Source organism: Streptomyces sp. JL2001 (assembly GCF_050917515.1).
In the GTDB taxonomy this organism is placed as follows: domain Bacteria; phylum Actinomycetota; class Actinomycetes; order Streptomycetales; family Streptomycetaceae; genus Streptomyces.
Map to the genome: position 1 here is coordinate 6,973,325 of NZ_CP169421.1, position 11,979 is coordinate 6,985,303.

Sequence of the window (11,979 nt, forward strand, 5' to 3'; positions counted from 1 at the left end):
GGGTACGGGCCCGCGGCGCGGCTCGGGCAGGGTGGTTCAGTGCAGGGGTACGGGATGGTGCAGGCCGCCGCGGGTCCACAACGCGTTGAGACCGCGCGGCACGTCGAGTCCGGAGCCGGGGCCGAGGGCGCGCTCGTACACGTCGGCGTACGTGCCGACCGCGTCGAGCACCCGCGCCGCCCACTCCGCGTCGAGCCCGATCGCCGGCCCGTGCCGGCCCGCGGCCCGCGCGACCCCGGCCAGGGCCCGGTCCCGCGCGTCCGGGCCGGCCTCGGCCACCTCGTGCTCGGCGGCCAGGAGCAGATGCAGCACCCACCGGCACAGTCGCAGCCAGTGGGGGTCGTCGTCGCGCACGGCGGCGGCCATCGGCTCGCGCGAGATGACCGTGTCGAGGATCCGGTGCCGCTCCGGAGCGGCGAGCCGGGACCGCTGCCCCGCCAGCGCCACCCGGTCCAGCACCAGGGCGGCGCACCGGCCCTCCGCGTAGGCGGCGAGCGCGCCGGCCACCGAGTCCGACACCACGGTCCGCACCTCGGTGCCCCGGCGCCCGAACCAGGCGGCCAGGTTGGCCGCGCTCGTCGTGCCCGCCTGGACGGCGACCGGCCGGCCGGCGAGGTCCCACGCGTCCGCGAAGCCGTCGTCGGCGCGGACCAGGAACCCCTCCCCGTCGTAGCAGGTCACCCCGGCGAACAGCACCGGGTACTCCGCCTCACGGCCCATGGTCCACGTGACGTTGGCGACGGTGAGCTCCGCCGTGCCCGCCAGCAGCGGCCGCAACCGCGCGTCGGGGTCGGCGGGCAGCCACTCCACCGCCTCCGGGTCCCCGAGCGCCGCCGCCGCGACGGCCCGCGCCACGTCCGTGTCCAGACCGCTCCAACGGCCCTCCGGCGTACGGTACGAGAGCCCCGGCACGTCCCGGCTCACCACGGCGCCGACGGCGCCTCGGGCCCGTACGGCGGCGAGCGTCGGCGGGGTCACGCGGACACCCCCTCTGCCGGCCGGCGACCCAGCAGGTCCTCGGCGTCGCAGCGCCGCTCGTGGAAGCTCAGCATGCCCAACAGCCCCCAGGGACCGACGGGTCCGCGCGACGGGACCGTGTCCCGGGCGACCGGCACGCCCGCCGGGTCCGCCCAGCGCAGCACACCGTACGGATCGACCCGGGCCCGGGCCCGGTTGGCGTTGTCGGGATGCAGGCAGTACGGCACGTCCAGCAGTCCGGCCGCGAACGCGCGCACCAGCGCCTCCCCGACGTCGTCGGCGAGTTCCAGCACGCGGTCGACCAGCAGCGCCGCCTCCTCGTACACGCCCGTGACCCGAGCCGGACCGGCGGGGGCGCCGCGGCCGGCCTCGTCGGCGGCGACGGCCGCGGCGAACTCCAGCGCGTCGACGTTCTCCGCCACCGTCGGAATCCGGTGCGCCTCCGCGGGCGTCTTCACGACCAGCCGGTCCGCGCCGCCCCGCACGGCGAGCCGGGCGCTCTCCTCGACCAGCCGGAAGGCGCCGACCGGTGTCCGCGGGAACACCCCCATGAACGTGTAGAGGACCACGTGCCAGTCCGTGCCGGTGAGCCGCTCACCGGCCAGCCGCCGCAGCGCGGACAGCGCCTCCAGATCCTGCCCGGGGTGGGTCTGCTGGGCATAGCTCACCGAGACGCTGCGCACCCCGTGCGCACGGAAGAACAGGGCCTCCAGGACGGTCAGGGCGACCAGCACCGACGGCGGGCACAGCTGCCCCAGCATGCTCCCGCCGAAGCTCTCCAGGTGCATCGGCTCGTCCTGGGCGGCGATCAGTTCGCAGCAGCGCGCCCACGCGAGCACCGAGTCGCGCAGCGGAACCCTGCCGTAGGGAAGGCAGTACGAGACCGGGCCGCCCTCGGTGGCGTCGACGCCGGCGGCGGCCATCGTCCGGAGCAGCCGCAGCGGCAGGGCGCACCCGTGCCGCACCTGGAGGGGGAAGTCCTCGGCCACGATCCCGGCGAGCATCGCGCGGGTCGCCTCGGGGCCGTGGACCACCAGCGGAAAGCCGTTCAGTTCGGCGCCCGACCGCAGCGCGCGCAGCGCCCCGCGGTGGTCGTCGACCCGGGTGAAGCTGTCGAGCGTGACGGTGCCCGCCGTGACGGCCCGGGGGTCGGGGCCGACGGCCAGGTCCCGCACCGCCGCCAGTCCCGCGCGCATCCGCTCGGGGGTCGCGAAGCCCATCCGCGGCTGCACCACCAGCCGGCCGGCGGCGCGCGACCGGTGGACATGGCGGGAGAACCGGCCCACGGGGGGCGCCACCGTGCCGTTCATGCCGCCGACTCCGCGGGGGCCCGCCGCCGGGGCCGCAACTCGCCCAGGAAGTCGGCGAACTCGTCCAGCGCGTCGTCGGAGTCGAACACGGCGTCGTACCCGGCCTCGGCCAGCGCGTCGCCGTGCTCCTCGCGGCCGGCCTCGCCCGCCACGCCGAGCTTGCCGCCGATGACCACGCGCAGGTCGGCGAGTTCGGGGTGGGCGCGCAGGACGCGGATCAGCCGCAGCCCGTCCAGCCGGCCGTGCCCGTTGACCGTACTGATCACCAGGACGTCCGGACGCGTGGCCAGGCAGGCGTCGACGATCTCCTGATCCGGCGTGCAGGGCCCCAGGTTGACCACCTCGTGGCCGTACTCCTCCAGCATCAGCTGCAGGAAGACCAGGTTCCACGTGTGCGCGTCGGAGGAGACGGTGGAGACGACGAACGTCCCCGGGCGGCGGTTGGTCTTCGGCATGGAACACCCCGTGTGGGAAGGCGCGATGGGCGTGGTCCGATCCTCACGGCAGCCGGCGTCGCACTCAACGCGTCGGGGATGGGGATGCTCGATCACGGTGATCGAAATCTTCGATGGCCGCGGTCGCACGAGGCCGCGGTCCGGCTCCCGAGAGCCGCCGCGATCCTGTCAGGGCCGGACACGACTCCGGCCGGCCGGGACGGCCGCCGGTCCGGCGCGCGTCCTCGGCCGGCCGGGTCACGGCGGCTGCCTCCCGGGAGGGAGGTCCGGGGCTCAGGTCATGTTGAAGTACGGCAGGGGTCCCGCCGGCTGGCCCGCCGTCACACGGCGGATCACCGCGATCGCCAGGATCGACGACAGGATGCCGAGACCGTGGTCCACCGGGGTGTGGTAGTCCGTCCGGTGGAGCACGAGCAGGTGGACCGCGACCGACACCGGGCCGTCGCAGAGCCAGGCGAACCACCAGGCGTTGATCAGCGCGGCGTCCCGCGGCGGTCCGCCGGCACGACGGATGTCGAGGGTGATCCGGCGGGGCAGCCACCACATGGCGAGCGGGATGATCCAGGCGCCGAGGGCGAAGCCCGGGGCGTACCTGTGGGTGCCCGGGGCGAGCACCTCGGCGTTGCAGCGGCAGCGGTGGAACCAGAAGAGGAACGTGATCCAGCACGTTATCTGGAGCACACCGAGGAGCGCGTTCGCCTCCGTGACCAGGGGGGAGCCGGCGCCGCCGGTGGCGATGACGAAGACGTCGGCCAGGGCCGACGTGGCGATCAGGCACTGGGCGACCAGCGCCGGTGCGGCGGGGTCGCGGAACCGGTAGCGCGGCCCGCGCACCGCCGATGGACCCACGGGCACGTCGTACTGTTCCACGGATGCTCCCCCCGGAGTGAACCCCGTCACCGTGATGATCGACGGTGGTCACCGTCATGCTAGGGATGCGTCGCACAGGTGTTCAAGGTCCCTGCGGGGTCGGGCCGTCGGGACGTCCCGGCACGCGCGCCGAGTCCGCCACGGCACCGGCCCGGCCGTCGGGTCGCCGGCCACACCGGGATCCCGGTCCCTCAGCGGTGGCGGAACCAGCGCGCCGCCTCCAGCAGCCGCCCCTCGGGACCGAAGAGCGCCTGGTGCTCCCAGCCGTCGAGCGAGGCCGGACCGGCCGGATCGGTGCTGCTCGCGAGCGCCGTCCACGCCGGTTCCCAGTAGACGACGCCCAGACCGCGCCCGCCCGGGACGGCCTCGACGACGCTCATCACGTCCCGCAGATGCGCCGCCTGCCCGGCCGGGGTCGCCGGATAGCCGGCCACCGGTTCGGCGGGAGTGGCGACCGGGTGCCCCAGGAACCTGCCGTCGCCCGGCGCGTGCGGGTAGCCCGTCTCCACGACGAGTACCGGCCGGCCGTACCGCGCGGCGACGTCGTCGAGGTTCGTCTGCAGGGCGGCGAGCCCGTCCTGCCAGTAGCCGTAGTAGGAGAGGGCGACGACGTCGAACGGCACCCGGTGCGCGACGGCCTGGTCGAACCACCGGCGGGTCGCCGCGTTGTCGGTGCCGCACGCGAGGTGCAGCGCCACCCGGGTGCCCGGGGAGGCCGCCTCGACCGCGCGGGCCCCGGCGGTCAGCAGTCCCGCGAGCCCGTCCCAGCACGAGGTGCTCCCGTCCTCCCACAGCAGCCCCGCGTCGATCTCGTTCCCGATCTGGACGATGCGGGGTGGGGTGCCCTGCGCCGTGAGGGCGCGCAGCACCCCGTACGTGTGGGCGTGCACCTCCTTGAGCAGCCGGCGGTACGAACATGCCGCCCAGGCGGCCGGCTTGACCTGGTTGCGCGGATCGGCCCAGGTGTCCGAGTAGTGGAAGTCCACCAGGATCCCCAGGCCGAGGACCGCGGCCCGCCGCGCCATGGCGAGGACGCGGGCCGTGCCGTCATAGCCGTCCGCCGGGTTCACCCAGACCTTCAGCCGGACCAGGTTCATCCCGGCGTCGCCGAGCACGGCCAACGCGTCGCCGCGCGTGCCGTCGGCGTACCGGTGGACCGCCCCGCGCTCCTCGTTCCTCGGCAGGCTCGACAGATCGCCGCCCTTCACCGCCAGTCCGGTCGCGCCAGGCGTCAGCGCGATGTCGGACAGGTGCGCCCACTGGCCCGCCCCGGCGTCGGAGCGGAGACCGACCGTGCACCGGCCGCCGGTCACCTCGGCGGACACGACCACGCGGATCCACTCGCCGGCCGGTGTCGGCGGCAGGTCCGTGCGCTGCTCGACGCCGGCGTGGTCGCGCAGCACGAGGTGGACGGCCCGCTGCCCGCCGCCGGAGCGGGCCCAGGCGGTCAGTGTGTACGGCCCGTCGGGCAGCCCCGACAGGTGCCGACTCGTCTCACCCGGTACGCCGACGGCGACCAGTGCGTCAGCCGGAGGCCGTCGCCCCCGTCGTGCCCACCCTGCTCGACCAAGGAGGCGTCGAGGTCGCCGGTCACGGACCAGCCGGACCGGTCCGCCGGTGCCGCCGCACCGGGGGAGCCGGCCCCGGAAGGCGACGGAGCGAGCGGAAGGGCGCCGGACGCGGGGAGCGGCGTGGACGGGGCGCCGGCGTGCGTGACCCTCCACGGCTGGGCGGTGACCATGGCCCCACGGTAGGGCCGAGCCCCTCACGCGGCCCGCCCCGGCGCACCGACACGCGGGGCCGCCCCCGACCGGGACCCACGGCAGGCGCCCGGGCGATTCACGCGGACGGGCCGCGGGTCCCGAGGGGCCCGGCGCCGGCCGGGCGGTTCCGCGCGGCGAACGGGTAGTGGTGGAACGCGCCTTCTTCGAGGGGGAGTTCGGGGTTCCATGCCTTCAGGGCCTGGGCGGAGGGCCGGAACAGCGGCCGCGGCAGCCGGTCGAGCGGCGTCCACTCCCAGCGCTCGATCTTGTCCGGCTCGGCCACCGCCGGGCTGCCGGTGAACGCCCGCACCACCGTCACCGCGGTCATCCGGGTCAGCGTCGGCGAGGTGAGGGAGTCCAGCAACAGGGCGACGACCTCCACGTCGGCCGGGTCCGCCACGAGCGTGGTCTCCTCCGCCAGCTCCCGCGCCGCCGCCTCCTCGATGGACTCGCCGGGATCGACCTTCCCGCCCGGCAGCTCCCACGTCCCGGACGGGTGCAGACCGAGGAGCACCCGCCCGGCCCCGTCGGTCACGACCACCCCCGCGCCGAAGGAGGCCTGCGCCGTCGGCGGCTGGACGTTGCGGTGGGGCACGGTCGGCTGCTCGGCCGGCGTCATGGCGTCTCCTCGTGCGGTGCGGTCGGGGGTGTCCCGGTGCGCACCATGATGCGTCCGGCGGGTCCGGCGCGACGCGGAGTCCGCTCGCCGATCACCCGGCCGGGGGCCGACTACCTTGCGGCGCAAGACAGTTCGTCACTATCATGCACCGCATGACAAAGGAGCTGCCGACCGCCGCCGACCAACGGCGGAGCCAGCTCCTGCGCGGAGTGCTCGACCTCTGCCTGCTCTCCCTCATCGCCGAACGTCCTCGGTACGGCTACGAGTTCGTGGAGGCCCTCGACGAGAGCGGCCTGGAACTGGTGAGCGAGGGCAGCATCTATCCGCTGCTGGCACGGATGGAGCGGGCCGGGCTCGTCGCGCCGTACCGCGCCCCGTCCTCCAGCGGCGGGGCGCCGCGCAAGTACTACCGGCTCACCGAGGAGGGCCGGACCGCACTGGACCGGGGGCGTACCGTGTGGCGGGAGTTCACCGTCGCGACGGGCCGGATCCTGGCCGACACCGACGCACCGACGGGGGAACCACACCATGACGAACGAGCGGATACTCGCCGTCTGCCGTAGCAACTGGGAGTACCGGGGGATCGACGACGCCGCCGTCCGCGAGATGCTGGCCGAGCTGGCGGCCCACCTCGAGGACGCCGCGACCGCCGGCCGCGCCCCGCGGGACGTCGTCGGCGACGACGTGCAGGCCTTCGCCGCCTCCTGGGCGAGGGCCCGCCGCCCGCTGTACCGGCGAGCGCTGCGGATGGCGGCGCTGATCCCCCTGGTCGCCGGCGTCCTGCTGCTGTTCGTGCACCTGCGCCGGTGGTCCCCGGCGGTGGACGTCACCCCGGGATCGCTGGCCTTCTGGGTCGCCCTCGCGGCGGCGACGGTGCTGCTGGAGCTGCGTCGCGGATCTCTCGGCCTCGGCCGGACGTGGGTGGTCGGCCTCGTCGTCGGCCTGCCCGTCGCGGTGCTGACCGAGCGGGTGGCGGGGGACGGGACGCTGTTCAGCGTGCCGCTGTGGCTGACGGTCCTGGTGATGCTGCCGGGACTCGGGTACGCGGTGACCGAGCACCGCGCCGCGAAGAGCCGGCCGGTGGTGGAGCCCCCTGCGGCGTAGCGGGGCGCCCTGCCGCGCCCTCCGGACTCCCGGTCCGATCGGCGAGGCGCCCCCTCGGGGCATTCCGGGCGGGTGCGGAAATCCCCGCGGCGCATTCCGCCCGCACCGGCGGTCCGTTTTGTGCTACAGTCGACAGCTGTTGCAGTTGTGGTTCCCATATGACTTCAAGTGCCTTGGCGATAGCGATATCGCCGGGCATTTTTGTTTTTCGGTGTTTTTCCGACGGGCAATCATCGCGACGACACCGGGATTCGCACCGTGTGAATCCCCGGGTACTGCCCCGAAGGAGAAAAACATGGCCACCGGAACCGTGAAGTGGTTCAACTCGGAAAAGGGCTTCGGCTTCATCGAGCAGGACGGCGGCGGCCCCGACGTCTTCGCCCACTACTCGAACATCGCGTCTTCCGGTTTCCGGGAGCTGCTCGAGGGCCAGAAGGTCACCTTCGACGTCACGCAGGGCCAGAAGGGCCTGCAGGCGGAGAACATCCTCCCCGCCTGACGTCGCCCGACGTTCCGAAGCACGCGCCGAGGCCGGCGTCCCCACCCCCAGGGTGCGGGCGCCGGCTCGTCGCCGTTCTCCGGGGAATCGACCGTCCGCGGATCCCCCGCGGTGTCCGCCCGGTCATTTCCCGCCGCCGCCCGCGCGTCATGCCGCGGAGCCGCGGACGGATTTCCCGCGGACACCACCCCTCCGCTCGACCGCGCAATTCGGCCGGTGAATTCCCGGCGCGAACCGCGAGACGCGCGGGCTGTCGAGGAAGGCACCCATGAACCGCTCGGACCGCACGAACGACACCCGTCGGCCCGTTCCGTCGAAGGGGGAGTTCGCGCTTCCCGTCACCGTCACGCCCGGACTTCCGGCGGCCGAGACCTTCGACGCCATGGAGCTGCCCGCCGCGGTACGGACGACGCTGGCCGACCTCGGCGTCACCACCCCGTTCCCCATCCAGGCCGCCACCCTGCCGAACGCCCTCGCGGGCCGCGACGTCCTGGGCCGCGCCCGCACCGGCTCGGGTAAGACCCTCGCCTTCGGCCTGGCGCTCCTGACCCGCACCGCCGGCCGCCGCGCCGATGCCAGGAAGCCGCTCGCCCTCGTCCTCGTCCCCACCCGTGAGCTGGCCCAGCAGGTCACCGACGCGCTCACCCCGTACGCCCGCGCGCTCGGGCTGCGGCTGGCCACCGTCGTCGGCGGCATGTCGATCGGCCGGCAGTCCGCCGCGCTGCGCGCCGGCGCCGAGGTCCTGATCGCCACCCCCGGCCGGCTGACGGACCTCGTCGAACGCCGGGACTGCCGACTCGACCAGGTCGACGCCGTCGTGCTCGACGAGGCCGACCAGATGGCCGACATGGGCTTCATGCCGCAGGTCACCGCACTCCTCGACCAGGTCCGCCCGGGCGGCCAGCGCCTGCTGTTCTCCGCGACCCTGGACCGGAACGTCGACCACCTGGTGCGCGAGTACCTCGACGACCCGGTGGTCCACTCCGTCGACCCGTCCGCCGGCGCCGTCAGCACGATGGAGCACCACGTGCTCCACGTCCACGGCGCCGACAAGTTCGCCACCGCCACGGAGATCGCCGCCCGCGACGGGCGGGTGATCATGTTCCTGGACACCAAGCACGCCGTCGACCGGTTCACCCGCCACCTGCTCGGCAGCGGCGTCCGGGCGGCGGCCCTGCACGGCGGGAAGTCCCAGCCGCAGCGCACCCACACCCTGGACCGTTTCAAGCGCGGCGAGATCACCGTGCTGGTCGCCACGAACGTCGCCGCCCGCGGCCTCCACATCGACGACCTCGACCTGGTCGTGAACGTCGACCCGCCCGCCGACCACAAGGACTACCTGCACCGCGGCGGCCGGACGGCACGGGCGGGGGAGGCCGGCAGCGTCGTCACCCTGGTCATGCCCGACCAGCGCCGGGACATGGCCCGCGTCATGACGGACGCCGGCATCCGCCCGCAGATCACCCAGGTCCGCTCCGGCGAGGCCGAACTCACCCGCATCACCGGCGCCCAGGCCCCCTCGGGCGTCCCGATCGGCGGCAGCGCCCCGGCCGAGAAGGAACGCCCCCAGCGCGGCGGCGCCGCCTTCCGCGGCATCGGCACGACCCCCGGCCGCCCGGGCCGGGCCAAGAACGAGTCCCGCCGCGCCGCCGAGGCCCGCCGCACGGCCGAGGCCCGCCAGGCCGCCCGCATCCGCCGCGGCGGCTGACCGGGTCCGGCCCGGCGCGGCCCCAGGGCGGGCGGCCGTGGCCCGACGCCGAAGGGCGGTTCCTCTGGGAGGCGGGGGCCGCCGAGTCGTACGGGCGGTCGCAGCCGAGGTTGTGGCTGACGCCGGCCGAGCATCCCGAGGGAGTCTGGGCCGCGCTCGTCACCGGTTGACGGGCGGCGGCGGCCGCGCGGGCGGCTGCGGCGCGCCCCGGCCGTCCCGTGCTCAGCCGCAGCGGTAGCGGAATGTGCCCGTGGCCGTGGCACCCGCGGGAGAGTCGATCACCAGGGTGGCCGTCGCCGCGTGGGAACCCTGGCCGTGGAACGTCCACAGCAGGTGCAGCCGCGCCTCCTTCTGACCTCGGGTCACCTCCTCGCGCAGCGGTCCGGAGGTGGTCCCGTCGCTGCGTTCCCAGCGGTAGGTGATCGTGCCCGGGCGCCCGTCAGTCGCCAGTACCGCCACGACGTCCGCCGTGGCGTCGCAACCGAGCGTCTCCCGTGGGGCGTCGACCGTCACCCGGTGTACGGAGACGGCGGGGCCGAAGCGCTGCCAGCCCAGGTAGCCGAGCACCGCGAGCAGGACGACCGCGGCGAGCGCGTACCGGCTCAGCGCCCGCAGCCCGCGCCGCGGTGGGGGAGGGGCGACGCCTCCGGCGCCCGCCAGGGTGCCGTGCCAGATCATCTCGGCCGTGGTCGACGTACCGCCCCCGCGCCGGAGCGCGGCGGCCGTCACGCCCGGTCCGAAGCGGAGCACCTCGCCCTCGACGCGGTCCGGCGCGACCTCCTCCGCCGGGCGCTCGAACCAGTGGCTCCCCAGGACCGTCGCGCTGTACTCGGCGGTCCCCGCCTCCGGGCCGGACGCGGGCCCGGAGGCCGGACCCGCCGCGGGACCGTCGTCGGGGGCCGGATCGGACGCCGACCGGCGGACCGTTTCTTCGGAGTCGTAGGGGACCCGGGGATCGTTCATCGGATCATGCACCGCCTGATCAGGATCTGCTGGGTGGAACCGCCGTTCGCCGCGACGGGGTTCGTCGTGGCGCGCACCCCCCAGTAGCAGCCGCCGCCCTGGAAGGCGTGCGTCAGCGTGAGGGCGTAGCGGGTCGCCCCGCTGCGCCGGTAGGTCGCGGAGCCGTCCGGTACGCCGAGCTCACCCTTGACGTCGCCGGTGTACCAGGCGACGGTCACGGTCACCGGACCGGTGCCGTCGGTCGTGACGTCGAACGTCGCCTCGGCGGTGCTCGTGCCGGTCTGGCGCAGGCCCGTCACCGAGACCGAGCGGACCCCGGCCGGCCGGGTGCTCGGACTCGGGGAGGTGGGTTCCGGGGTCGGAGCCGTCGTGGTCGGCGTGGCCGGTGCGGTCGTGGTCGGCGCCTCCGTCGGGGCGTCCGTGGGTGTGTCCGTGGGCGTGGGCGCTTCGGTGTCCGCGGTGCCGGAGGCGGTCGGGTCGGCGCTCGGAGCCGTCGGGCTCTCCGACGGGGTGGCGGATCCGGGTGCCTCGGCCGTCGGGCCGGTCCCGGCCGGTGTCGCGACCGGAACGGCCGTGGTGACGGCCGTGGCCCGGTCCGTGGTGTCGCCCCGGGCCTCGTCGCCGGCGCGGGCGGTGAGGGCGATCAGGAGGCTGAGGACGAGTGCCGCCGCGGTCGCCGGCAGCCCCCGCAGGGCCCACCGGCCGAGGCGCCGGGGAACGTCGTGGAAGCGGGTCGTGGCGAAGGCCGTGGTGCCCGCCGCCACCCCTCCGGCGGACGGCAGGAGCAGCGGCAGCAGGGCGGCGAGCGCGGCGAGTTTCCGCTGTCCTCGCTCCTCCCAGTCCGGTCCGTACGCGGCCACGGCCGCCGACTCCAGTTCGGTGACGAACTCCGCCGCGTTCCCCGGCCGTTGATCCGGCTGCTTGGCGAGGCCGCGCCGGATCAGCGGGCGCAGCGGTTCGGGCGCGGCGTCGTCGGGCACGGGCGCGTCGAGGTGCTGCAGTGCCAGCTCGGCGAAGTTCTCGCCCGAGTACGGCTTGCGCCCGGTCAGGCACTCGAAGAAGGTCGCCGTCGCCGCGTACACGTCGGCGGCGGGCGAGGCGGGCTCGCCGTTCCACTGCTCCGGCGCCATGTAGGCGGGCGTGCCCGCGACGCCGGGCCGGCTGCCGTCGTCCACGGCGATGCCGAAGTCCACGAGCTTGGAGGAGCCGTCCGGCGCGACCAGCACGTTCTCGGGCTTGTAGTCGCGGTGCACGACTCCCGCCCGGTGCGCGGCGGCCAGGCCCAGCAGGGAGCCCTTCAGGACCACGAGCGCCGCCTCCGGCCCGGTCGAGCCCTCCCGGGCGAGCAGCGCGCGCAGCGCGACGCCGTCGACCAGCTCCATCACGATCGCCGCGCCGCCCGGCGCCTCCACGTACTCGTACAGCCCGACGACGTACGGAGAGTGCAGCGCCCCCAGCAGCCGGGCCTCCGCCCGGAAGTCGCGGACGAAGCGGGAGTCGGACCGCATCTGCTCACTGAGGTACTTCACCGCCACCGGAATGCCGGTCCCGTCGTGGACGGCGAGGACGACGCGTCCGCTGCCGCCGGATCCCAGCTCCCGGGACTCGGTGTACCCCGGGACCGTCCATGTGCTCATCCCCGCCCCCCTCGGCGTCGTGGGTGCGATCGCCCCCTTGAGGGACAGTTTCCGGACATGTGCGGTTCCCGTC

11 protein-coding genes and 1 pseudogene are annotated in these 11,979 nt (G+C 75.0%); 4 read left to right on the forward strand and 8 right to left on the reverse strand.

What is annotated here, in order from left to right; translation table 11 throughout:
* Window positions 1–36 precede the first annotated feature (36 nt).
* From ACE1OA_RS31115 to ACE1OA_RS31140, 6 genes and pseudogenes are all read right to left on the reverse strand, one after another.
* Complete coding sequence (locus ACE1OA_RS31115; protein WP_386541503.1) at window positions 37–978, reverse strand: transporter substrate-binding domain-containing protein; 942 nt, start codon at window positions 976–978, stop codon at window positions 37–39.
* Window positions 975–2,288, reverse strand: a complete 1,314-nt coding sequence (locus ACE1OA_RS31120) for a methylaspartate mutase (protein WP_432753728.1) — start codon at window positions 2,286–2,288, stop codon at window positions 975–977. The genes ACE1OA_RS31115 and ACE1OA_RS31120 overlap by 4 nt, the downstream gene beginning before the upstream one ends.
* On the reverse strand, window positions 2,285–2,743 hold the full coding sequence (locus ACE1OA_RS31125) for a cobalamin B12-binding domain-containing protein (RefSeq protein ID WP_386541507.1): 459 nt from the start codon (window positions 2,741–2,743) through the stop codon (window positions 2,285–2,287). The genes ACE1OA_RS31120 and ACE1OA_RS31125 overlap by 4 nt, the downstream gene beginning before the upstream one ends.
* 273 nt (window positions 2,744–3,016) lie before the next feature.
* Window positions 3,017–3,613: a DUF4328 domain-containing protein gene (locus ACE1OA_RS31130; RefSeq protein WP_386541509.1), complete on the reverse strand. Its 597-nt coding sequence runs from the start codon at window positions 3,611–3,613 to the stop codon at window positions 3,017–3,019.
* Between the two features lie 191 nt (window positions 3,614–3,804).
* Window positions 3,805–5,354 (reverse strand): annotated as a pseudogene (locus ACE1OA_RS31135) (glycoside hydrolase family 53 protein).
* Between the two features lie 98 nt (window positions 5,355–5,452).
* Window positions 5,453–5,995 (reverse strand): NUDIX domain-containing protein, encoded by a 543-nt coding sequence (locus tag ACE1OA_RS31140; protein WP_384870045.1) that lies wholly within the window; start codon window positions 5,993–5,995, stop codon window positions 5,453–5,455.
* 152 nt (window positions 5,996–6,147) lie between these two features.
* Between ACE1OA_RS31140 and ACE1OA_RS31145 the strand changes: the two genes are divergently transcribed.
* The 4 genes from ACE1OA_RS31145 (at window position 6,148) to ACE1OA_RS31160 (ending at window position 9,306) form a co-directional block, all read left to right on the forward strand.
* The gene (locus ACE1OA_RS31145; protein ID WP_384870047.1) at window positions 6,148–6,558 is read left to right on the forward strand and encodes a PadR family transcriptional regulator; all 411 of its coding nucleotides are present in this window, start codon (window positions 6,148–6,150) and stop codon (window positions 6,556–6,558) included.
* Complete coding sequence (locus tag ACE1OA_RS31150) at window positions 6,524–7,099, forward strand: hypothetical protein (RefSeq protein WP_432753729.1); 576 nt, start codon at window positions 6,524–6,526, stop codon at window positions 7,097–7,099. Before ACE1OA_RS31145 ends, ACE1OA_RS31150 begins: the two co-directional genes overlap by 35 nt.
* 295 nt (window positions 7,100–7,394) lie before the next feature.
* The gene (locus ACE1OA_RS31155; protein WP_147980257.1) at window positions 7,395–7,598 is read left to right on the forward strand and encodes a cold-shock protein; all 204 of its coding nucleotides are present in this window, start codon (window positions 7,395–7,397) and stop codon (window positions 7,596–7,598) included.
* A 268-nt stretch (window positions 7,599–7,866) separates the two neighbouring features.
* Window positions 7,867–9,306 carry a DEAD/DEAH box helicase gene (locus tag ACE1OA_RS31160; RefSeq protein WP_384870050.1) on the forward strand — a complete coding sequence of 480 codons (1,440 nt, stop codon included), beginning with the start codon at window positions 7,867–7,869 and terminating at the stop codon, window positions 9,304–9,306.
* A gap of 222 nt (window positions 9,307–9,528) precedes the next feature.
* Here ACE1OA_RS31160 and ACE1OA_RS31165 read toward each other — a convergent pair whose 3' ends face one another.
* Entirely contained in the window at window positions 9,529–10,269 is a 741-nt protein-coding gene (locus ACE1OA_RS31165) for a hypothetical protein (protein WP_432753730.1), read from the reverse strand.
* Complete coding sequence (locus ACE1OA_RS31170; protein ID WP_386541431.1) at window positions 10,266–11,906, reverse strand: serine/threonine-protein kinase; 1,641 nt, start codon at window positions 11,904–11,906, stop codon at window positions 10,266–10,268. Before ACE1OA_RS31170 ends, ACE1OA_RS31165 begins: the two co-directional genes overlap by 4 nt.
* Window positions 11,907–11,979 lie beyond the last annotated feature (73 nt).